The organism is Paenibacillus barengoltzii G22 (assembly GCF_000403375.2).
GTDB lineage: Bacteria > Bacillota > Bacilli > Paenibacillales > Paenibacillaceae > Fontibacillus > Fontibacillus barengoltzii.
The window spans coordinates 1-23,278 of record NZ_KE159653.1 but is presented as its reverse complement, the minus strand read 5'-3'; the positions used below and the strand labels follow the sequence as shown (position 1 = coordinate 23,278).

Below are 23,278 nucleotides of genomic sequence, written 5' to 3'. Positions count from 1 at the left end.
TTTTCCCATAACTGAATCCTCTCCCTTATTTCCATTGTAAATCCTTGTAGGGGAGGACTCCAGTTTATTTAGGGGGCCTTAGGGCTTTTACATTTTATCGTCCTAAACCGTGGGTTTAGGGCTGTTTCAAATGTACTTTTGCAGTTGGCCGTAAAGACAGAGGGCGCCGGCAAAACAAGCGGCCTGCTCGCAAATCAGAACCGGTTCCGGTTCTTATACAGCAGAACCATAAAGAACGGCGCACCAATCGCAGCGGTCAACACGCCTGCCGGCACGTCCCGCGGCAAAAAAGCCGTGCGCGCAATCAGATCCGCCACGAGCAGGATCAATGCGCCGAGCAACGCGCTGACCGGGAGCACGCCGGTGAAGGACGGCCCGGTCAGCCTGCGAGCCATATGCGGCGCCATCAGCCCGATAAAGGAGATGGCTCCGCCGATGGCTACCGCAGATCCTGCCAGCGAAACGCTGAGCACGATCAGAAGCAAACGCTGCAGCTGAACGCGGGAGCCCACGCTGGTGGCGATGTCGTCACCCAGTGCTTGAATGTTGACTTGGCGAGCTTGCAACCAGGTGAGAACGAGCAGCACGGTCGTCCAAGGCAGCAGCGTTAGCACATCGTTATCCCAGGAGACGCCGTAAATGCTGCCGGTCATAAATGTGAGTGACTGATTCGCCAGCTGCATCGGTCCGGAGATGATCAGCATATACGAGAACGACTTGATCGCGGCAGATACCCCGATCCCGATGAGGATGATCCGCAGCGGGGAGGCTCCTTTTTTCCAAGCAAGTACATATAAGAGCGCGGTAATGAAGAAAGCGCCAAGGATGGATGCCAGCGGCATCCAATGGATTGAAATCGTGCCTTGAAACACATAAATAAACAAAATCGCGCCGAGCGAAGCTCCTTCCGTAATTCCCGCGACATCGGGGGAAGCAAGCGGATTTCGGATTACGCCTTGCAGGATCGCCCCGGCCACGGCCAGAGAAGCGCCAACCAGCACAGCGATGAGAATTCTCGGCAGACGGAGATTCACGACGATGACTTGTTCTCCCGGCTCGGCCATGCCAAACAAGGCCTTCAAGACGGTCATCGGCGGGAGATATTGGCTGCTGACCCCTACGCTGATGATCATCATGACGATACATAGGATAGCGAGGAGCAGGCAGATCCAGAGGGTTCTGCTTCTTCTGGCCCGATGCGACGAAGGGACGTGGAGCGATGCAGCTTTGTTGGATTTAGCCATCAGTTCTTCACCCCTCTTCTTGCGATGTATACGAAGAACGGAACGCCCAAGATCGCTGTCATCACGCCTACCGGAATCTCCTTAGGCATGGCGATGTATCTGGAGCCGATGTCGGCCGATACGAGCAGGATGGCCCCCGTCAAGGCACAATAGGGTAATATCCAACGATGATCCGTGCCGACAAAATGCCGAATGATATGCGGGATGATAATGCCAACGAAGGCGATAGGGCCAGCAACAGCAACAGAGCCGCCGGCGAGCAGGATGACGGCTGCAGCGGCTAACGCTTTAATTAAGCCCGTACGTTGGCCCAGTCCTTGCGCAACGGTTTCGCCCATCGCCAATACGTTAAGTTGTCTAGCGAGCAAGAGAGCAAGAACCATGCCGATTCCCATATAAGGAAGGACGTTCAGCAGCTGCTCCGTCCCGCGCCCGGTCACAGAACCTACGAGCCAGACGAGCACTTGATCGAACATCTTCCCGTCGGAGAGCATAAGCCCTTGAGTCAACGAGTAAAAAAACGCTGCCATCGAAGCCCCTGCCAACGTGATCTTGATCGGCGTCATGCCGTCTCGTCCTAGGCTGCCGAGAAGAAATACCACTGCTCCACTAAGCGCAGCTCCGATTAAGGCGACCCAAGTTAAGGCTTGAATCCCCGATAAGCCAAGCCATCCCGAGGCCAGGATAATAAAGAAAGCGGCCCCGGAATTTACGCCCAACGTGCTGGGCGAAGCGATGGGGTTGCGGGTGATGACTTGCATCAATGCGCCCGCAACGGCGAGGCAGGCCCCGACGGAGGCAGCGATCAAAGCGCGCGGTACACGGGCCGTCTGAATGAGCAGGTGTTCATTGCTTCCGTTCGGATGGACAAAGGATTCCCAGACGGTAGAAAATGGGATGTCCGTCACGCCAAAGCTAATACTGCATACGACGGCTGCGGCTAATACCAGCGTGCAAATCAACAAGCCTAAACCTTTCATCGGACTAGATTACCCACTTTCTAGATCAAAATAATAATGACCTTTAAATCTTAGAAGATAGGGAAGAGTCTGTCAATGAGGCTGATAATCATTCTTAATTGTAATTGTATTGACAAACTAAAGGGGGATGTCCTATATTCATGAAGATGATAATCATTATCACTCAAAGAGGACATTAAAATGGCAAAAGGGGAGAAGGATTATGAACCATACTCATACCCAAAAAACAAATCGCAGGCGCTTAGTCTTATGGGCTTTCGCGGTTATGGCGCTGGCACTCGTTGTTGCGGGATGTGGGAATAGCAATACGCAAGGATCGTCCAACAATACCGATACCAACGGAAGCTCGGCAACCGAGAACCAGACGGCAGACAACAGCACGAACGCCGCGACAGATGGCAAACGGGTTGTGAAGCATGCGATGGGGGAAACGGAAATTACAGGTACCCCGCAAAAAGTTGTGGTCTTGACAAACGAAGGTACGGAAGCGCTATTAGCACTGGGAATAAAGCCAGTCGGAGCCGTGCGCTCCTGGCTCGGGGATCCGTGGTATCCACATATTCAGGACGAGATGGAGGGCGTAACGGTAGTTGGTGAGGAAAGCCAGCCGAACCTTGAGCTGATCGCTGGCCTGAAGCCTGATTTAATTATCGGGAACAAGATGCGTCAGGAGAAAGTATATGAGCAACTGCAGGCGATTGCCCCTACCGTGATGTCCGAGGACTTGCGCGGCAACTGGATGAACAACTTTAAATTGTACGCCGAAGCCTTGGGACTAACCGATAAAGGGGATGAGTTGCTGGCTGACTTCGACGCACGAATTGCTGATTTTAAAGCTAAAGCCGGAGACAAGTTGGACGAAACGGTATCCGTCGTTCGCTTTATGGACGGGAAGACCCGCGTGTACCACACGAATACGTTCTCGGGGATTATTTTTGAACAGCTGGGTATTGCCCGAAATGCCATGACTCTAAATGCGAAGGATACGTTTGTTGATGAAATCACCAAGGAACGGCTGCCTGAAGTAGACGCCGATCGAATTTTCTACTTCACGTACGAAACCGGCAACGGCAATGCCAGCCAAACCGAGAAGGATTGGACTAACGATCCGTTATGGAACAATCTGAGCGCCGTCAAGAACGGCAAAGCCTACAAAGTGGACGACGCCATCTGGAATACCGCTGGCGGGATCAAAGCAGCCAACTTGATGCTGGACGACTTGTACAAATTTTATGAGATTGAAAAGTAGTCACTATTGAACCGGCCTTGAAAAACGTCCAACAATCTCTGTGGATTCGACTACATTCATGAACGCGTGCGGGTCTGTACTCACGACCGCTTTACGGACGGCAGCGAGCTCGTATCTAGTTGTCACGGTCATCAGGGTATAGTTTTTCTCTTCGTGATATCCGCCCTCAGAACTGAGGCAGGTAATACCATGATGCAGCTTGCGCAGTTGGCAGAGCATTTCATCTTTACGCTTCGTAATGATGAAGCAGGTCACTTTGATATGACCGACGTGAATCATATCAACGACTTTCCCTTTGACAAAGGTCGATAACATTGAATACAGGGCGAGATCCCAGCTTTGAAAAAAGCCAAGCACTAAAATAACAAGCCCGTTAAGCAGAAAGAGGATGTTCCCCATGGGGACGTCCTTTTTTCGTGTGACGATGGATCCAAGAATATCGAACCCGCCGGTCGAGCCTCCGACCCGCAGCGAAAATCCGATGCCTGCTGCAGAGATGATTCCGCCGAATACGGCGGCCAGAATTGGATCTCGGGTGACTTGCACCTCGGGGATGATAGAGATAAACCAGGTGGTGCTGACGACAGAGATACAGCTAAGCACGATATAACGACGTCCAACAGCTTTCCAGCCCCATAGGATTAAGGGGACATTCAGTAGAAAGTAGACAAGTGATATATTCCATCCCGTCAAATACACGATGATGGATGCAAGGCCTGTGACGCCCCCAGACAGCAGTCTATGCGGAATCAGGAACAAATTGAGCCCTGCAGCTACGAGTACGGCAGAGAGCAGGATGACAGCGATCTCCTGCGTAGGTTTTAAACATGCTCGTAATGGTTTTTCGATCATCGGACGATACTGGTCCAAATTCATATCTGCGCCTTCCTTAGAGATAACGTTTTTTTAAGATATGATTATCGGCTAAAATTATCTTTTTTATCACAACCACCGACTATGACATATCTCACCGCTGATGGGGAATCTTATTGGAGAATACTCACTTGAAAGCGAGGGATATCCATGGTACAACCAAAAGGGAATAACGGGAATGGTGGTCAAGAGACGGACCCGGCACTGCGCCTGGCCCGGTTTAAGGCGGAAGTCATGATGCGTGAGGGATACAATGCCCCTCCAGAGCGGCCGGATGATGTGAAATATGAAGTGGCCCAATCGTTAGGCGTTCCGCTGCGCGAAGGGGATAACGGTGATTTAACGACCGCGAAGGCCGGCAAGGTTGGCGGTGTAATCGGCGGAGCGATGGTCAAGGAAATGATTCGCTTGGCGAAAGAACGCTTAAACAATCCGCAGTAAAGTTGGATCCTGGAAATCCAGTTGCGATTCATATGAGAGAACGTGCAGGAGGGTTCACCATGGCTGTGAGTGAATGGGATCAACTGAAGCTCCACCTTCAGGAGTGGGTGGAAGAATGCCGAGAGACAAGCGCTGCAGGCAAGGTTGCGGAGTACATTCCGGAGCTGTCCAAGGCGAAGCCAGATTTGCTTGGGATTCATATTCTGGATGCTCAGGGGCGATCGATCTCTGCGGGGGAAGCTCAGGACAGTTTTACGATGCAGAGCATTTCGAAAGTTTTCACGTTGATCCTGGCCCTCATGGACCATGGGGAATCCGCTGTTTTCTCTAAGGTCGGCATGGAACCAACCGGTGATCACTTTAACTCCATCATGAAGCTGGAGTTGATGCAGCCGGCGATTCCCTTTAATCCGCTAATTAATGCTGGCGCTATCGTGGTGTCTTCCATGATCAAAGGGGAAAATGCGGAGGCGAAATCGGCGCGGATCTTGTCATTCTTTCGCGAATTGGCCGGCAACCCCAACCTCGAATACGATAGGGAAGTCTATCTTTCCGAATCGAAGACGGCGCATTTGAATCGATCGATCGCTTATTTTTTGTTGGATAAAGGGGTATTGGGCTGCGGCGTTGAAGAAGTGCTGGACATTTACTTCCGGCATTGTGCAATTAAGGTCTGCTGTGAGGATTTAGCGCGGATGGCGCTGGTTCTGGCCTTTGACGGGAAGGACCCCTTGACGGGCAAGACGCTGATTCCTCGACGGTATGTGCAAATCGTGAAAACGTTTATGGTGACTTGTGGAATGTACAACGGGTCCGGAGAATTTGCCATCGAAGCAGGGCTTCCGGCAAAAAGCGGCGTATCCGGCGGGATCTTGACGCTAGTGCCTGGACGTTACGGAATTGGCGTGGTGGGGCCTGCACTCAATTCCAAAGGTAATAGCATCGCAGGCGTCCAGTTAATAGAACGGCTATCGCAAACGTTGGATTGGAGCCTATTTTAATAGGAAAGGGCTTACTTAGGTGTATCAAAATTTTCGGGCAATTTTAAAACAAATTGTGCATTGCTCTCATATTCACTTCCGTTTGAAGTCGTTACTATAAAGATGTAAACAGATATTTACGATTCAAATGGGAGGGTTATCAATGTTTAAATGGAAGCGTTTACTGACGACGCTGGTAGCGGTAACCATGGTTGGGGCACTGGCTGCCTGCGGCGGCGGTACGAACGGCAATGCAGCCAAACCGGCTGGAGCAGCTGGAGAAGGCAATGCCGCAACGAGTGCGGGCAGTGAGCCTGTAAAACTGCGGATTATGTGGTGGGGGGCTCAGGAACGGCATGAAGCCACCTTGGCAGCTCTTGATTTGTACACGAAAAACCATCCGAACATCACTTTTGAACCGGAATACTCTGGGATGGACGGTTATTTGGACAAGCTGTCAACTCAAGCGGCGGCAAAAAATGCACCGGACATCATTCAACTCGATCCGGGCTGGACGCCAGACTGGTCTAGTCGCAAGCAATTGGCACCTCTGGATGGGGTTGATGTGTCGAAGATCGATCCGAAGCTCTTGGCCGGCGGTCAACTGGATGGAACGCAATACGCGATTCCGCTCGGTTCTGTGGCGTTTGGGATGATTTATGACAAGGCTGCATTGGACAAGCTGGGCGTCAAAAATCCGGAAAACGGCTGGACCTGGGATGATTTCTTCACCCTGGCGAAGGAACTGAAAGGTAAGCTGCCAAGCGGTCAGTATTTTACCAAAGATTATGCAGCTAACTACTTCATGTACTCAGCTTATCAATATAGTAAAGGTAAAGGCACGGTCATTACGGATGATGGGAAGTTTAACATCGATGAAGCTTCCTTCATGGAATGGACCAAGCATTTTGAGGAACTGCGCAATGAAGGGTTAGTGCCGCCGGCGGACGTCAACTCCTCTGACAAAGAGTTCGATCCGCAAATGGACTTGATGGTAGCCGGTAAAATCTTGTTCCGTTACAGCTTCTCTAACAACTATGGGGCATGGGACAGCATCAAGCCAGGCGCTTACGCGCTCGTTACGATGCCGCGAGCTGAGGAAGCCGGGGGTTGGTTAAAACCTTCGATGTACCTGTCCGTGTCCGAGAACTCCGAGCATAAGGCAGAGGCAGTAGAGTTTATCAACTGGTTCGTCAATGATCCGGAAGCTTCCAAAATCCTGAAAACCTCGCGGGGCTTGCCAGTTAACAAGGATAATGCAACTGCGCTGGAGTCCAGCATGAGCGAAGTGGATAAAGTAGGCATGGAGCTGCTCCGCGCTACTGAGAAAGACGGCCAAACCTGGACAGCTGGTCCAGGGGGCTGGACAAACTATATCGATAAAGACTTCCCTCTGGTCCATGATCAGCTGAGCTTCGGCAAGATTACACCAGAAGAAGCCTATAAGCAATTGAAAGAAGCAGCTATGGCTTACGAATAAGATTTACATTCGACTTCAGCCCGGAACAGGTTTCTCGTTCCGGGTTGATTTTTACCAGGGAAGGGGAGGTCAATGCATGCTGCGCATTCAAGATGTTCTCGACCAGTTAACACGGGTCCAGCCTACGGTAGATGGTTTAGTCAGCGGTAAGGCGGAATCCCAAGTGCGCGGAATCGCGGTGACGTTTATGGCCACGCAAGCGGCGATCGAGCAGGCAGCTTCGCTGGGAGCTAACTTGTTGATATCGCATGAAGGAGTATTTTACAGGCATCAGATGGACACGACAAAGCTTCTGGAAGAGGATCCTGTTGCCCGTTATAAGCTGCAGCGACTAAAGGAGCTGGACCTTGCGATCTATCGCTACCATGACGGTATTCACCGGGAGACTCTGGACGGCATTACCGCCGGGGTGATTGAGGAGCTCGATTGGCAGGATGCGGTGCGGGAATATCGCCCGGCGTCCGCAGTTTTAGAGCTTCCGGGCATGACTCTGCAGGAGCTGGCCAGCTTGTTAAAGCGGAAGCTGAATGTACCGTTTATCCGGTTTACGGGGAATCCGAAGCTGATATGTCGGAAAATTGGAGTGCTGGTTGGTTACCGGGGCGGCGGGGATCTGGCGATCCCGCTGCTTAGAGAGGTCGATCTCATCATTGCAGGCGAAGGCCCGGAATGGGAAGCGCCTGAGTATGTGCGGGATGCTGTCTATCAAGGGCGGGAGAAGGCGATGATGTTCCTTGGCCACGGTCCCAGCGAAGCGCCTGGAATGAGGCGGTTAGCCGGCAAGCTTCGTTTGGCTTTCCCAACCCTTCCGGTGCATGTGATCGAAAATGAAACGTTATTTCAATGGATATGACAAGGGGAGATTCCATGAGCAAAACAACTACAATGACGGAAGTTGGTTATGATGCCTGGCTTCGATACCGGAGGATTGAACCGGGAGAGAGACGGACAGAGTTAGATCAATTTGACGGCATCGTTATCGATGGCCCGGATGAACCGGCGGCGCACACTGCTGCTCAGGAGCTGTCGAGAGGTTTATCCCAAATGCTGGGGCGTGAGATTTCTATTATGGAAAGTGCAGGGGACCGTCCTTGTTTTGTGCTGGGGCTGTTGGGGCATAGTCCTATCCTAGATGAGGTGTTCTCGGAAGGGAAGGCTTCCTTGCAATTGGGGGCGGAAGGCTATGCTCTGCGGTATAAACCGGATTCCGCTCGGTTCGCCATCGGTGCGGAGAATGCCTCCGGTTTATTGTACGGGGTGTTTGACTTGCTGCGCCGCTTGGGGACTGGACAGTCGCTGCAAGGATTGAATATTTCGGAGCGCCCGGTGAACGTACTGCGGATGGTGAATCAATGGGACAACATGGACGGCAGTATTGAGCGCGGTTACGCAGGAGCTTCGATTTTTTACGAAAATCATCGGTTCACACAGAACCTGGAACGTATTACCGACTATGCGCGGCTGCTGGCATCAACAGGGATCAACGCGATTTCCATTAACAATGTCAATGTGCATCGGGTCGAGACCGGGCTGATTACGAAGGAATTTCTGCCAGATGTCGCCAAGGTGGCTGAAATCTTCCGCAGCTATGGCATTAAGCTGTTCCTCAGCATTAATTACGCAGCGCCGCTTGAAATCGGCGGATTATCTACTGCCGATCCGCTGGTTCCAGAGGTTGCAGCATGGTGGCGGGAGCGCGCAGATGAGATTTACCAGGCGATCCCGGACTTTGGCGGCTTCCTGGTGAAGGCAGATTCGGAGAACCGACCGGGACCGTTTACGTATGGACGGGATCATGCAGACGGTGCCAATATGCTGGCCGAGGCACTGGAACCTTACGGCGGACTAGTGATCTGGCGCTGCTTCGTTTACAACTGTAAGCAGGACTGGCGAGATCGCAAAACAGATCGGGCACGGGCTGCCTATGATCATTTCGTGCCGCTCGATGGACGGTTTAAAGAGAACGTGATTTTGCAGGTCAAAAACGGCCCAATCGATTTTCAAGTGCGCGAGCCCGTATCGCCGCTGCTAGGTGCGATGCCTGCGACAAATCAAATGATTGAGTTCCAAATCACCCAAGAATATACCGGGCAGCAACGTCATGTTTGCTACCTCGTACCTCAGTGGAAGGAAGTGCTGGACTTCGACACCCATCTGAAGGGTGAGGGCTCGACCATCAAACGGATTGTGGACGGTACGCTGCATGGTTCCCGTTATAGCGGGTTTGCCGCGGTTTCCAATATCGGGAACGATGCCAACTGGACCGGTCATTTGCTGGCACAGGCGAACTTTTATGGCTATGGGCGGCTGGCCTGGAATCCAGACCTTAGCGCTGAAGCGATTGCGGAGGAATGGATTAAGCTCGTATTTGGGAGCGACGAGCGGGTCAACCAAGTGATCCTTCGTATTTTGATGGATTCCTGGAGTATTTACGAAAGCTACACCGCTCCGCTGGGCATTGGCTTTATGGTGAATCCAAACCATCATTATGGCCCGAATGTCGATGGTTATGAATACTCGATGTGGGGGACGTATCATTTTGCGGATTGCCACGGGATCGGTGTGGACCGCACGAAAGCTACGGGAACGGGATATACCTCACAATATGCAGAGCCGAATCAAAGTTTATACGAAAAGCTGGAGACGTGTCCCGACGAGCTGTTGCTCTTCTTCCATCACGTGCCGTACACCCATGTGCTCCAATCCGGCAAGACGGTCATTCAGCATATTTACGATACTCATTTTGAAGGGGTTGAGCGAGCCGAGGAGCTGGTGGAATTGTGGGCTGGTCTATCCGGCTTGATGGAAGATTCGCTGCATCAGCAGGTTGCCGAGCGATTGGCGGAGCAAGCGGAGCATGCCAAGGAGTGGCGTGACCAAATCAATACGTACTTCTACCGCAAAAGCGGCATTAACGATCAGCAAGGACGTCGGATTTATTAAGATTATTTTTTCGTGATATTTTAAAAGATTTCGAGGATTCCTCTTCTACAACCGGCCGTGGGCCCGCCCTATACTTGAACTATAAGGCATTCAGAAACTGCAGAGGTGAAGCAAGCATGAAAAGTTCCGCGGCCATGAGCTTAAAGGACGCACCAGTCAGCACCAAGCGCCGGGTCTTCCTCAAACGATGGAATGCTCCGGTGGCCGGCTATTTATTTATTTCACCGTGGCTGCTCGGGTTTCTCGGGCTGACCGCATACCCGCTGATTTTATCGTTGTACTACTCGTTTACGGACTACACGTTGTTGGAACCGATTAATTGGGTAGGGACCAAAAACTACGAGCTGATCTTTACGGCAGACTCCAAATTTGTCACCTCGGTTAAGGTTACGTTCCTGTACGTCTTAGCCTCGGTCCCTCTCAAGCTGATCGCAGCGTTGCTTGTCGCCATGGTGTTGAACCGGGCGGTGCGGGGGATCGGGTTGTACCGTACGGCGATTTACTTCCCGTCGTTGATCGGCGGCAGTATCGCGGTATCGCTGCTTTGGCGGAATATTTTTGGTGTAGACGGGATCTTTAACAAAATTATCGGAGCGTTTGGCTTTGAGGGGAAAGGTTGGATCACCAGCCCCGATACGGCGTTAAGTACGCTGGTGTTGCTGACGGTCTGGCAGTTCGGTTCATCGATGGTGATCTTCCTGGCCGGACTTAAGCAAATCCCGGCTGAACTGTATGAGGCTTCCGCCGTGGACGGCGCCGGTAGGTTTCGTCAGTTCTTCAACATCACGCTGCCGATGCTCTCGCCGGTATTGTACTTCAACCTGGTGATGGGCGTGATCAACGCGTTCCAAATGTTTACGTCAGCGTTTGTCATCACAAATGGCGGGCCAATGAACTCGACGTTTGTGTATGCGCTATATTTGTACGAGCGGGCGTTTAGCCGGTATCAGCTGGGTTATTCGTCGGCACTTGCCTGGATCATGTTGGTGATGATCGTGATTGCTACGTTGATCATTGCCGGAACTTCGAAATATTGGGTGTTCTACGAGACGGAACCGGAAGGGAGAAATGGCAAATGACCTTTAAATGGAAGCCGCTGGTTCGGCACTTCTTTATGATTCTGTTTAGTTTGGTCATGATCTACCCCGTGCTGTGGTGGATCGGCGCGTCGCTGAAGACGAACGGCGAGCTGGCTTCGCCGAATATTTTTCCTTCGGTTCCTCAATGGAGCAACTTTGTGAAGGGCTGGAATTCGGTGCCGGGTCACACTTTCACCGATTTCTATCTGAACACTTTCGCCTTAGAGGCCGCGGTTATTGCTGCGACGCTGGTATCCAGCACGCTCGTAGCGTTTGGGTTCGGAAGATTGAATTTCCCTTTGAAAAACCTCTGGTTCTCCTTGTTTATGCTCACCTTAATGATGCCGGGGCAGGTGCTGATCATTCCGCAATACGCTCTGTTCCACCAGCTCGGATGGGTGAATACGTATTTACCGTTTATCGTGCCGCATATGCTTGCGGGCGGTGCGGGCGGGACGTTCTTCGTCTTCCTGCTGATCCAGTTCGTGCGCGGCATTCCGAAGGAGCTGGACGAATCGGCCAAAATCGACGGCTGCTCGTGGTTCGGGATCTACTTCCGGATTGTCATGCCGCTGATGGTTCCGGCGATCGTGACCGTCACCATCTTCTGCTTCTTGTGGAACTGGGACGACTTCCTTGGACATCTGTTGTATCTCAATTCGGTAGACAAATATACGGTTAGCCTCGCGCTGCGGATGATTAACGATTCCCAGTCGGCTCAAGAATGGGGACAACTACTGGCGATGTCGCTCGTCTCCATCATTCCGGCTACCTTGATCTTTATGTTCTTGCAAAAATACTTCGTTGAAGGGATTGCCACAACCGGAATAAAGGGATAAGGGTGGCGAATAGCCAATTATATAACGGTAAAGCGTGAACGACCTTCGCAGCTTTACCGTTTTTTCCTTACACCTGAAGGGAGTGCAGCCTTGCGCATGACGAATCCGTTTAAGAAATTTAGAATTGACAGTTTGTTTTTTCGCAGTTTTTCTATCTTTATGGTGGTCGTCTTGGCTTGTATTGCCTGGGCCAGCTATCTTATTTCATCGAATGAACTGGCCAAGACCAGTTCCCATTACCAGCAGTTGTTGCTGGATGAGCTTAATAACGAAATTACCACTCGGTTGGTGACGATTGAGCAAATTTCGTTGTCGACATCACGCGATAATGAACTGATTACGTTCCTGCGCGATCGGCAGGATGAATACGATCGGCATCGCCGCTCTGTGAGTGTGGAGCGTGCTTTAGCGAATTTGACCTATTCGATTCCGATCATCCAAGGAATCGACTTATATATGGAGCGTCCGTTACGTGGGGACGCCAACAGCTATATCCAGTTCCGTAGTCTAGGCGATCTGGCTATGCAAGATTGGGTGGAGGCGCTCGACAAGAATGATTTTGCATGGGTTAGCGAGCATGAAGTCCCCAGTTTCCAAGGGAACGTGCGGGTGCTCAGCTTCGCCCGCAAAATCGTCGAGGAGAACAAATATCTCGGCGTGCTCGTCGTCCACGTCAAAGCCAAAGAGATTGAACAACTCTTAGCCGGACATTCTGCGCCGGCGAATCGGATAATGATTGACACGTTGGGCCAGCTGACACTAAAAACCGGCCTGGTGCCTGAGCATACCGAGTTATCCCAATGGATCAATGTAAAAACGGATCAATCCGGATACGTTCATATCCGGGGGAACAAAGAGCTGGGGGATTCACTGCTGGTATATTCCAAGATGCAGGATTCCCATTGGATGCTCGTAGAAGTCACGCCCTGGAGTGAAATTACGAGCGGCAGTTTCCGTCTGGCACTGGTCATCGGCGTGATTGGCGTGATCGCCATTTTGCTTGTCTTGTTGCTTACGCTTTACTTAAGCCGTCAATTTACCAAACCGATCAAACAGCTGGTTACCGCCATGCGGCAATATTTCGTAGGCGGACGAGAAGAAGCAGGCAGCGGCGAGCATCCCGTTGATCTGCCCAACGATTACGAGAACGAGTTTGGGTATCTGTTTGATGGATATCGCAAGCAGATGGAGCAGATTGAAGAGTTGTACCGGTCACTGCGACTAAGATACGAGCAGCAGCGTAAAGCGGAAATCGAAGCGCTGCAGGCTAATATCAATCCGCATTTTTTGTACAACATGCTGGATCAACTAAACTGGATGGCCATCGAAGCAGGACAGGACGAGCTTAGCCGGATTCTCGAGCTGATGGGCAGGATGTTTCGGATTGGCTTATCCAACGGCAATAGCTTTATTACCATTGGCGAGGAGCTGGAGCATATCCATTGTTACTTGGAAATTCAGCAACTTCGTTGGCAAGCTGGAGGCGGCGGTGAACTGGACTACACGATCGATGCTCCGTTCTCCGTTCAGGAGTTGTTTATTCCAAAGCTGACGCTGCAACCGTTCGTTGAGAATGCCATCGTCCACGGATTTAACGGACGTACTTGCGGGAAGTTGTGGATCACGCTGGAGGAACAGTCGAACCGGCTTGTGATTACGATCGATGACGACGGCGCTGGACTGCAGCAGGCCGTGCCTCGTGAGCGGAAGCGGAGAACGGGAGGTTACGGCATCCGCAATGTGAAGGAGCGTATCGCGGGTTACTTTGAAGGCGCTTACGGCGTAGAGTTATCTCAACGGGAGGAAGGGGGAACCCGTGTGGTGATTACGTTGCCGAAGCTGTTGGAGCCCCCGGTGCCTCAACTGATCGAACCGCTTGAACCCGGACCGGCTGCATAAACCGTAGGTCCGTGCCGAAACATCTAAAACATCTTGGAGAGAACTGTCAAGGAGGTAGTTGAGGGTGTGGAAAATCGCCATCATTGATGATGAACGCCAAGTGCTGCAGGGGATGAAACGGGCGATTCCGTGGGAACAGCTTGGGGCGACCTGGGTTGGGGAAGCCCAGAACGGGAAGGACGGGCTGGAGGTGGTCCGGCAAACCAATCCGGATATCGTCATCACGGATATTTACATGCCTGCGATGAATGGCATTGATATGATTGAGCAGCTGCGGAAGGAAGGGTATGACGGGAAAGTCATTATTTTTAGCGGCTACTCCGATTTTGAGCATGCGCGGCAAGCTCTTCGCTTTAATGTCAGCGATTATGTCTCCAAGCCGATCAGTATGCCAACATTGAAGTCAATTCTGGGCAAGGTGATCGATGAGTTGGCCGAGGAGGAAGAAAACCGTCGAAAACAGGGCGAGATGGAGCGAAAGCTGAGCCTGTATGAGCCGTTTATTGAGAAGGAATGGGTTCGCTCGGCGGTTGTCGGAACGCTGGACAGCTCTTACCGCGAGGCTGGGCGATTGCCGGAGCCTTATCGGCATTGGACGGATTTTCGCCATGTGACGATCGGGATCGATCTTGTCCGGGATGCGCGCGTTGGCCAATTTTCCTTGACGGATTGGAATCTGTTCCGTTTTGCGATCAGCAATATTGTTTGCGAGGTGGCCCGCAAAAGGTTCGGGACTGTGGAATATACCGAGTTGCACAGCACGAGGGCTGTTTTAATCCTCCACCCGCGTCCAGAGGAGCCCAAGGAATTGCTGGAGCAGAAGCTGCATGAACTGGGTGTGAAGCTGATCGATGCGATTAAAAGTTATCTGAAACTGGTTGTCCGCGTTGGGATTGGAGGCGTGAAAGCGCAGTGGCAGCACATTCCGGATTCAACGGAAGAAGCGTTCCGCGCGATCGACATGAGGTTGGGACGGCGAGATTCCACGTACGCGTTATATCATTATCTGGACGAAGAAGACGGAAACACGGCAGCGGCGAATTTATTTTCGGTGAAATTTTACGTGGAATTGGCTTCGGCGTTGAAGGCGTCCCAGGAAGCGGAAGCTAAGAAGTTAGTGGCCGATTACATGAACCGGCTGGAGCTGCAGAAAGCGATGACTCCGGAAACGGTACAAATTTTAGCTTGCGAGCTGTGGGGGGTATTTACGTATTGCCTCTATGAAACTGGGGTGCTGCTGAATGATCTGGTCCCCGAAGGGCAGATCACCAAAGAGTTGGTTGGCTTAACGGGGCCAGAGCAGCTGACCGAATGGTTGTCGGATAAAATTACGCTGATCTGCAGCAGCCGCCAGTGGCGAGGGAACAGTAAGCACCGGCAGGTAGTGGATTATATGACCGGCTATATCCATGAGCATTATGCCGAGGATATTACGCTAGCGGAGTTGTCGGAAAAGCTGTACATTTCCCGCAACCACTTGTCGATCATATTCAAAAACATGACCGGCGAAACATTCAACAACTACTTAACGCGTGTTCGGATCGAAAAAGCCCGCGAGTTGTTGCTTGAGCGCAATCGGCTTGTTTATGAGGTCGCCGAACAGGTCGGCTACAAGAATGTGCCTTATTTCAGCACACTGTTCAAAAAAATCACCGGTATGAGCCCAACCGATTTGATTAAATAAAGAAACTGGGGAGAGATATCATGATAAACATCGCCATTATTGGCACAGGCTCGATTGCAAGTACCCATCTGGAGGCGTTTGCCCGCTTTCGTGACCGTTGCCGGATTATGGCGCTGGTCGATCGAAGCGGAGGGAAGGCGTCCAAGCTCAAAGAACGTTTTGGATTGGACTGCACGATCTACTCGGATTACAAGGAAGTGTTGAGCTTAGAATCGGTGGATTTAGTATCGATCTGTACACCGCCGTCAACTCACGCCGACATTGCTTCGGATTTTCTGCTTGCGGGCAAGCATGTACTGGTGGAAAAGCCGATGGCTCCATCATTGTCCGAATGTGATCGGATGCTGGAGGCAGCTGCCCAAGGTCAAGCGCTGTTGTCCGTTGTGGGGCAGAACCGCTTCTATGATCCGATTCGCCGGGTGAAGCGGGTGATTGATGCCGGCTTGGTTGGCCGCATTGTCCATACCGAGGTGAATTCCTATTGGTGGCGCGGCAGCAGCTATTACGATGTGGAATGGCGGGGAACGTGGGAAAATGAAGGTGGTGGTTGTGTGATGAACCACGCGGTGCATCATCTGGACCTGCTGCTATGGCTTCGGGGGATGCCTTCTAGAGTCCACGCAGTTACCGCCAATACGTCGCACGGGAATTCCCAGGTCGAGGATTTGTCTATCGCGGTCTTGGAGTATCCCGACGGAGGTCTTGCGCAAGTGACCAGTTCCGTTGTTCATCATGGTGAAGAACAACGGCTTGTTTTTCAGGGGGAGCGCGCGAAGGTGGGAATTCCTTGGCAACTGTATGCCTCGGAAGAAGGTGAAGGCGGATTTCCGAAGCGGAATCCGGATCTGGAAGTGGAGATCCAACGAGCAGCGGAGGAGGTCGTGCCGCTTCAATACACCGGACATGCCGGGCAAATTGACGATGTGCTTACCGCCATTGAAACGGGCTCTCGGCAGGTGCTGATCGACGGGAATGAGGGGCGAAGCACGATCGAGTTGATCATGGCGATTTATGAATCAGCTGCAACAGGGAAAGTGGTTACGTTGCCATTGGCTAAAGATTCAATCTTTTATTCACGGGAGAGTATTATCGGTCGAGCCCCTAGGTTTCACAAACAGGCATAAGACGATGATTATGGAGGAGGAATCAGGCATGGCCATCACATTTAGCATTATCGGCGGAGCGGGCTTTCGTGCCCAATATTATATACGGATTGCCGAGGCGATGCCGGATCGTTTCCAAATCGGGGGCCTGGTTGTCCGCGAGGAAACGAAGGCGCTCGCGATGGAGCGTCAGTGGGGCGTCCGAACGTACCGCTCGGTGGAAGCTCTGCTCCAGCAAGAGCAGCAGGATTTTGTTGTGCTGTCGGTGAGCGGCTCAGAGATGCTGCCTTACTTGCTAAAACTGGCCGAAACGGGGATTCCCGTCCTCTCGGAAACCCCACCGGCTGCGGACCTCGCAGGACTTGAGTTGCTGTATGCACGGCTTGGCCAAAGCGGGGCGAAAATCCAGGTGGCAGAGCAGTATCATCTGCATCCGATTCAGCAAGCGAGACTCCAGTTGATTAAAGCGGGACGGCTGGGAAGGATCACGGAAGCAACCGTTTCGATCTCCCATTTATACCATGGTGTCAGCCTGATTCGCAGGTTGCTGGGAGTTGCTTTTGAAGAAGTACGGATTCGTGCCATGCGGTTCGAATCAAGTTGGGTGCAGGGGCCAACGCGCAGTGGTCCGCCAACGGAGGATCGGCTTGTCCCTTCATTACGAGAACTGGCATGGCTTGATTTCGGTGATCGGTTGGGGATCTATGATTTTACCCGCGATCAGCATCGTTCTTGGATTCGCTCTAATCATTGCTGTGTCCGCGGCGAACGGGGTGAAATTTTTGATTCTCGGGTTTTAATCCAACAGGAGGATACGACCCCGCTGCAACTGGAGCTGAAGCGTGTAAATAAAGGTGAGTTAGAGAATCAGGAGGGTTATTTTCTACAGGGGATTCTCTGCGGGGAACAATGGCTGTATACCAATCCGTTTGCCCCGGCTAGATTATACGATGATGAATTGGCGATTGCGACCTGCCTGTTGAAGATGGGCGAATATGTTCAGGGCGGGCCGGAATTTTACGGTTTGTGGGAGGCTGCACAGGATCATTATCTCGGGATGATGATCGAACGGGCAGCGAGAACCGGTGAGACGGTGGTTGCAGCTCGTCCGAGCTGGGCCTGAAATTTTTCTCGAAAAAAAGATTTGACCTTCACGTAACGTCAACGTTTATCATGAGTGTTGTCAGGAGGTGAGCTTGTGGAATACACCATTCAGAAGCTGGGGAATCTGGCCGGGGTCAGTACCCGGACGCTGCGCTATTACGATGAGATTGGACTTCTGAAGCCGGCAAGAACGAACTCATCGGGATATCGCATCTATGGCCGTCGGGAAGTCGATCTGCTGCAGCAGATCTTATTCTATCGGGAACTTGGCCTGAGTCTGGAAGATATCCGGTCCATCGTCACCGATCCCGGATTCGACGGTACCCGCGCACTGAGAGAACATCGGAATCAGCTCCTTGACAAACGCAAGCAACTCGACGCGTTAATTGCGAATGTGGAAAAAACGATCGCGTCACATGAAGGGAGAATCTCGATGCAAGATCAAGAGAAATTTGAAGGCTTTAAGAAGCAGTTGATCGAGGAGAACGAGCGTAAATATGGCCGGGAGATCCGGGAAAAATACGGGGAAGACAAGGTAGAGAAATCCAATCAGAAGCTGATGAACATGACCCAGGAGGAATATGAGAATGTTACGCAGCTCGAGAACGAAGTTAAAGTCGCATTAGCCAAGGCCATGAAGACGGGCGATCCTGCCGGTGAACTTGCTCAAAAGGCTGCTGATTTGCACAAGCAGTGGTTGACGTTCTACTGGAACGAGTACAGCAAGGAAGCCCATGCCGGGCTGGCGCAGATGTACGTCGACGATGAGCGCTTTAAAGCTTATTACGACAAGGATCAGCCTGGTGCGGCCGAGTTCCTGCGGGATGCGATTCAAATCTATACCGGGATGAAGAAATAACAGGGCGGTCCAGAACTCCGTGACGGGATGTCGCGTCGCGGGGTTCTTTTTTTGCGGCGGGCTGTAATTAGTGAAGATAACGAAAGAAATTAGGGGGATTTACAAGGGGTGTGAAATGCGGTACTATATTTCTATAAACATAGAAATATACGTTCATGAAGACAAAGGGGGGCCTATATATGGAGATCAGCCCGGAGATGCGGGAGGCCGTCAAAGTCTATAAGGCGCTCGGAGAGCCGACACGGTTGAACATCGTCAAGCTGCTGGCGATCGAGCCGGATCAGTGCTGCGTATCGTTGGGAGAGAAGCTGAAGACTGTGGCCAACTCGACGCTGTCGCATCATTTAAAACAGTTATCGGAGTGCGGATTGTTGGATTCACGGAAAGAAGGCACATTTATTTACTACAGCTTAAACCGCAGTGTGGCAGAGAAATACGCGCCTTACTTGTTGAAGTAATTTTTTTTGAATTGTATTTCTATATTTCTAGAAATATAATATAAGTGATCAGGAGTGAGTGAAGAGTTATGTCAAATGTGTGGAAAATCTATATTTTAGCTTTAATCAGCTTCTTGGTAGGCACATCGGAATACATCATTTCCGGAATTCTGGATCAAATTGCTGATGACCTTCACATTTCGATTGGGGCGGCTGGTCAATTGATTACGGTCTTTTCGCTGGTTTATGCGATTGGAACGCCGATCTTGATGGCCTTCACCGCTGCTATGGATCGCCGGAAGCTCATGTTAATTTCGCTGGGCATTTTTGTGGTTGGGAATGTCTTATCGTTTATTCTGCCCGGTTTTGGCTGGTTTATTGCCGCCAGGGTGATCATGGCTTTGGGGGCGGGGATGGTCGTCGTTACAGCGCTTAGCATCGCGGCGAAAATTGCTCCTGAAGGCAGACAAGCAAGCTCGATTGCTTCGGTCATCATGGGATTTACGGCTTCCTTAATCGTTGGTGTTCCGTTGGGGCGGATCATCGCTTCTAGCTTTGGGTGGAAAGCTGTATTTATGGGGATCGCTTTTGTTGGGATTGTTGCGATCGCGGTCATTCGCTTTACGATTCCCCGGATTCAAGGTGACAAACCCGTACCGCTGACCGGGCAGCTTGCCATGCTGAAGAATCCGAAAATCGCGCTTGCGCTGGCGATTACTTTCTTTTGGCTCGGTGGATATTCCATCGCTTATACCTATATTTCGCCGTATCTTTTACAGGTTGCCGGGATGGGCGAAGCGCTCCTGAGCACAGCTTTGCTGGCTTTTGGGATCGCCAGTCTGATCGGCTCTAAGGCAGGAGGATACAGCGCGGACAAAAAAGGCATCAACTTTACGCTAGCAGCCGGTATGATCATTCATATCACTTCGTTAATCTTGCTGCCGTTTGCGGCACATTCCATCTTTGCTGTGTTTGTCGTGTTGATCTTGTGGTCGTTCTCTGCCTGGAGCACAGGGCCAACCCAGCAATACAACCTCGTTACGTTGGCTCCAGAATCGTCTGGTGTCATGCTAAGTCTGAATTCTTCGATGAATCAGTTGGCGATGGCGGTTGGTGCAGCAATTGGCGGTGTGACTGTAGGTCAAGTTTCTTTGACATCGATCACCTGGTTTGGAGCGATTGGTGTGGCGGTAGCGCTGATTGGAGTTTGGGGGTTGGCACGTCTGCGGAGCAATCCAAAATCTGTACAACGTTATTCGTCAGAAGTGCATATCCAAGAGGTCAAAGTGGCAGCGAAGGAAGGCGGTTGCCCGCAGGTAAGCGGACAGGCGTAACGTCCCCCGCATGGCCTGACCCAATTGGGCCAGGCCGCTTGGGGCCGCTGATAAGTTTTGGAGCGTGTTTTTGCCTTGAGGGAAGGATTATACCCAGTTCCCGTTGCGGAATATAGGTTCGATCGTTCCGTCGGCCAGCTCGCCGTCAATGTTCAGCTCCGCGGAGCCGATCATAAAGTCAACATGGGTTAGGCTGACGTTGGCACCTCTAGCGAGCAGTTCTTCTTTGCTTAAATTAGCACCGTTCTCGATATTCACGGGATAGGCGCTGCCCAATGCGAAATGGCAAGAAGCGTTCTCGTCAATTCCGGTGTTATAAAAGATGCGGTTTAGCTTCGAGATCGGCGAATCATGCGGTACCAGGGCGACTTCACCTAAGTAATTGGCCCCCTCGTCAGTTTGAAGCAGGTTCTCCATATGCTCACGACCGGATTTGGCGTCGAAACTTACGACTTTGCCCTCCTTGAACGTCAAGGTTAAGCCTTCGACAAGCTGGCCGTTCAGGTTCAGCGGCATCGTGCTGGCGACGGTCCCGTTGACACCAGTACGGTGCGGCATCGAGTAGATTTCCTCCGTTGGCATATTGGCGACAAAATAGTTTCCGGCTGCATTGTAGTCTCCTCCGCCCAGCCATAGATGGCCTTCCGGCAACTCGACGTGGAGATCGGTGCCCGGCGCGCGGTAATGCAGCTTTTTATATCGTTTGGCATTCATATGCTCTTGCCGTTCTTTTAAGTGTTGGATATGCTCGCGCCAAGCCGCGATCGGATCCTCGCGGTCAACGCGATTCATTTGGAACACGGCTTCCCACATCGCCGGGATTCGCAGTTCTTCAGGCAGATCTGCAAACACTTTATCGGCCCATGCCCTCGTAGGGGCTTTGATCAGCGACCAGGTGATTCGGTTGTTGCGGGTTTGGGCGGAATGCTTCTCCCGCGCTTTCGCCGCTGCTTTAACTGCGGTAGACACTCTGGAGGAAGGGATGCCACGGAACAGCTCCGGATCCGGCACCTTAATGCGAAGGATCGCGCCGCCTTCCTCCCCGAATTGTTCCGCCATATCCGCAAGCCATTGCGGATAGTAGGACAAGGATTCGTCCGTTGCATGCTCGTAACGAATGCGGGTAATTTGCTCGTCCTCCCAGTCAACGTGGACGTATTTAGCCCCAGCGTCATAGGCTTTAGCCACAAGCAAACGGGTGAAGTCCACCGTTTCCAGCGGTGCCGTTAGCATGAGGTTTTGGCCGGGCTGGATGTTGACGCCTACTCGGATGACTAATTCGGCGTATTTTTCAAGAAGAGCCTTGAAAGCTTCCATCACTGTATTCCTCCAATATGTTCGTATTTCCGATAAATTTTCAAACCAGACTTATTGTAGCACGAACTGATGGGGAGTGAAAAAATAAACACCGAAACGTGCAGAGGTTCATACGGCGGGTGGATATTCTGGAATGTGCATGTTTTGAGCTTGAGTTTCACATCCTAACCTCATCATTGCTTGAGGAGGAACTGAACATGGAAAATCCATTTTCCAGCATGCAATCGCAAAATCCGATTTCACTGGCACAGCAGTCGGTCAAAAAAGCGCATCGTGCGGTAACCCAAGCGCAATCGCATCCCCGTGAAGAGACGGTGGAGGGTGCCCGCAACGCGATTGAAAAAGCAGAAAACGCCATTGCCCAAGCCGAAGGCCGAATGAACCCGGAGCCGATCGAGCGGGCCAAAGAGGACTTGGCAGAGGATCAAGCCGCACTGGCAGAAGTGGAAAACCAACTTGAATCATAAATGAAGTTTGAAGGGGGTGTGATTCATTTAAAATGAGGTTGATTCTGCCATCCTTCACAAGATGAATTAACATTTTTTCCGTGTTGTTAAGTTCACGATCCATGGCCCTTGTAGAAGGGCCTTTATTTGTATTGGGGAATATGACACGCCACGATAGATGACTTTTATATTGGAGACAGATTTTAATGGAAAAAAGTAGTGGTTGCTTCAAGTGTATCGTCATGGTATTCTATAAATCCGGCCGCGAAAACGGCGGTCACAGAGAAATGGCAGGATTTACTTCTTACTAGGTAACATGCCGAGTGGTATATTAATATTCCAGCCCATAAAACAACACATCATGTTGTTGTACAAGGGCGGTTAGCAAAAGCAGCCATCGAATGACGTATGGGAAAACTTACAACTTGATGTGAGCTTTGCTGATATGGTATATTAATCCCCTGCCGGTTGGACGGCGGAGCGGTAAGCGAAATGGAAGGATTTACTTCTTGCAATGAAGCTTGCTGATGTGATATATTATTAATCCGGCCTTATGGAGCCGGGATAATAATGAAGATGAGTTGATCTTTGAAAACTGAACAACGAGTGAGTAATAAATCGAGATTAAAGGATGAATTTCAAACCGGTGTACTCAGGTCTTGAAATTCGATCCGATCTCGTCAGTTTTTTCTAAAATGAGCAAGTCAAACACTACTTTATTGGAGAGTTTGATCCTGGCTCAGGACGAACGCTGGCGGCGTGCCTAATACATGCAAGTCGAGCGGAGTTTATCGGGAGCTTGCTCCTGATAAACTTAGCGGCGGACGGGTGAGTAACACGTAGGCAACCTGCCCGTAAGACTGGGATAACTACCGGAAACGGTAGCTAATACCGGATACGCAAGTCTCTCGCATGAGGGGCTTGGGAAAGGCGGAGCAATCTGTCACTTACGGATGGGCCTGCGGCGCATTAGCTAGTTGGTGGGGT

General features: G+C 51.4%; 20 protein-coding genes and 1 rRNA gene. 17 read left to right on the top strand and 4 right to left on the bottom strand.

Annotation, left to right across the window (positions count from 1 at the left end; translation table 11 throughout):
• Positions 1 to 194: 194 nt before the first annotated feature.
• The gene (locus tag C812_RS08405; RefSeq protein ID WP_016312242.1) at positions 195 to 1,244 is read right to left on the bottom strand and encodes a FecCD family ABC transporter permease; all 1,050 of its coding nucleotides are present in this window, start codon (positions 1,242 to 1,244) and stop codon (positions 195 to 197) included.
• Positions 1,244 to 2,224, bottom strand: coding sequence for a FecCD family ABC transporter permease (locus tag C812_RS08400; protein WP_036624964.1), 981 nt, complete (start codon positions 2,222 to 2,224; stop codon positions 1,244 to 1,246). Before C812_RS08400 ends, C812_RS08405 begins: the two co-directional genes overlap by 1 nt.
• Before the next feature lie 202 nt (positions 2,225 to 2,426).
• Here C812_RS08400 and C812_RS08395 point away from each other — a divergent pair, with 202 nt between their 5' ends.
• Positions 2,427 to 3,473 carry an ABC transporter substrate-binding protein gene (locus C812_RS08395; protein WP_016312240.1) on the top strand — a complete coding sequence of 349 codons (1,047 nt, stop codon included), beginning with the start codon at positions 2,427 to 2,429 and terminating at the stop codon, positions 3,471 to 3,473.
• Between the two features lie 3 nt (positions 3,474 to 3,476).
• On the opposite strand, the gene C812_RS08390 is transcribed toward C812_RS08395, so the two are convergent.
• Positions 3,477 to 4,349, bottom strand: coding sequence for a YitT family protein (locus C812_RS08390; protein WP_016312239.1), 873 nt, complete (start codon positions 4,347 to 4,349; stop codon positions 3,477 to 3,479).
• Between the two features lie 147 nt (positions 4,350 to 4,496).
• Between C812_RS08390 and C812_RS08385 the strand changes: the two genes are divergently transcribed.
• The 14 genes from C812_RS08385 (at position 4,497) to C812_RS08320 (ending at position 20,528) form a co-directional block, all read left to right on the top strand.
• On the top strand, positions 4,497 to 4,787 hold the full coding sequence (locus C812_RS08385) for an alpha/beta-type small acid-soluble spore protein (RefSeq protein WP_016312238.1): 291 nt from the start codon (positions 4,497 to 4,499) through the stop codon (positions 4,785 to 4,787).
• A 59-nt stretch (positions 4,788 to 4,846) separates the two neighbouring features.
• A complete protein-coding gene (gene glsA / locus C812_RS08380; protein ID WP_016312237.1) occupies positions 4,847 to 5,788 on the top strand; it encodes a glutaminase A in 942 nt (313 codons plus the stop codon).
• Positions 5,789 to 5,930: 142 nt separating this feature from the next.
• Positions 5,931 to 7,247, top strand: a complete 1,317-nt coding sequence (locus tag C812_RS08375) for an ABC transporter substrate-binding protein (protein WP_016312236.1) — start codon at positions 5,931 to 5,933, stop codon at positions 7,245 to 7,247.
• Positions 7,248 to 7,323: 76 nt separating this feature from the next.
• Positions 7,324 to 8,100, top strand: coding sequence for a Nif3-like dinuclear metal center hexameric protein (locus C812_RS08370; protein WP_016312235.1), 777 nt, complete (start codon positions 7,324 to 7,326; stop codon positions 8,098 to 8,100).
• A gap of 14 nt (positions 8,101 to 8,114) precedes the next feature.
• Positions 8,115 to 10,190 (top strand): alpha-glucuronidase family glycosyl hydrolase, encoded by a 2,076-nt coding sequence (locus tag C812_RS08365; protein ID WP_016312234.1) that lies wholly within the window; start codon positions 8,115 to 8,117, stop codon positions 10,188 to 10,190.
• Between the two features lie 116 nt (positions 10,191 to 10,306).
• On the top strand, positions 10,307 to 11,269 hold the full coding sequence (locus C812_RS08360; RefSeq protein ID WP_016312233.1) for a carbohydrate ABC transporter permease: 963 nt from the start codon (positions 10,307 to 10,309) through the stop codon (positions 11,267 to 11,269).
• Positions 11,266 to 12,108 carry a carbohydrate ABC transporter permease gene (locus C812_RS08355; protein WP_016312232.1) on the top strand — a complete coding sequence of 281 codons (843 nt, stop codon included), beginning with the start codon at positions 11,266 to 11,268 and terminating at the stop codon, positions 12,106 to 12,108. Before C812_RS08360 ends, C812_RS08355 begins: the two co-directional genes overlap by 4 nt.
• Before the next feature lie 96 nt (positions 12,109 to 12,204).
• Entirely contained in the window at positions 12,205 to 14,007 is a 1,803-nt protein-coding gene (locus C812_RS08350; RefSeq protein ID WP_036624959.1) for a cache domain-containing sensor histidine kinase, read from the top strand.
• A gap of 64 nt (positions 14,008 to 14,071) precedes the next feature.
• Positions 14,072 to 15,691, top strand: a complete 1,620-nt coding sequence (locus C812_RS08345) for a response regulator transcription factor (protein ID WP_016312230.1) — start codon at positions 14,072 to 14,074, stop codon at positions 15,689 to 15,691.
• 20 nt (positions 15,692 to 15,711) lie between these two features.
• Complete coding sequence (locus tag C812_RS08340) at positions 15,712 to 16,815, top strand: Gfo/Idh/MocA family protein (protein WP_016312229.1); 1,104 nt, start codon at positions 15,712 to 15,714, stop codon at positions 16,813 to 16,815.
• 28 nt (positions 16,816 to 16,843) lie between these two features.
• Positions 16,844 to 17,917, top strand: a complete 1,074-nt coding sequence (locus tag C812_RS08335; protein WP_016312228.1) for a Gfo/Idh/MocA family protein — start codon at positions 16,844 to 16,846, stop codon at positions 17,915 to 17,917.
• Positions 17,918 to 17,992: 75 nt separating this feature from the next.
• Positions 17,993 to 18,757, top strand: a complete 765-nt coding sequence (locus C812_RS08330) for a MerR family transcriptional regulator (protein WP_016312227.1) — start codon at positions 17,993 to 17,995, stop codon at positions 18,755 to 18,757.
• 179 nt (positions 18,758 to 18,936) lie between these two features.
• Positions 18,937 to 19,215 (top strand): ArsR/SmtB family transcription factor, encoded by a 279-nt coding sequence (locus C812_RS08325; protein ID WP_016312226.1) that lies wholly within the window; start codon positions 18,937 to 18,939, stop codon positions 19,213 to 19,215.
• Positions 19,216 to 19,283: 68 nt separating this feature from the next.
• The gene (locus C812_RS08320; protein ID WP_016312225.1) at positions 19,284 to 20,528 is read left to right on the top strand and encodes an MFS transporter; all 1,245 of its coding nucleotides are present in this window, start codon (positions 19,284 to 19,286) and stop codon (positions 20,526 to 20,528) included.
• 87 nt (positions 20,529 to 20,615) lie between these two features.
• Here C812_RS08320 and C812_RS08315 read toward each other — a convergent pair whose 3' ends face one another.
• The gene (locus C812_RS08315; RefSeq protein WP_016312224.1) at positions 20,616 to 21,845 is read right to left on the bottom strand and encodes an aminopeptidase; all 1,230 of its coding nucleotides are present in this window, start codon (positions 21,843 to 21,845) and stop codon (positions 20,616 to 20,618) included.
• Positions 21,846 to 22,042: 197 nt separating this feature from the next.
• Between C812_RS08315 and C812_RS08310 the strand changes: the two genes are divergently transcribed.
• Together C812_RS08310 and C812_RS08305 are read left to right on the top strand one after the other, a co-directional pair.
• On the top strand, positions 22,043 to 22,312 hold the full coding sequence (locus tag C812_RS08310; protein ID WP_016312223.1) for a hypothetical protein: 270 nt from the start codon (positions 22,043 to 22,045) through the stop codon (positions 22,310 to 22,312).
• 695 nt (positions 22,313 to 23,007) lie between these two features.
• Positions 23,008 to 23,278: ribosomal RNA gene (locus C812_RS08305) — 16S ribosomal RNA — on the top strand; the annotation flags it as partial.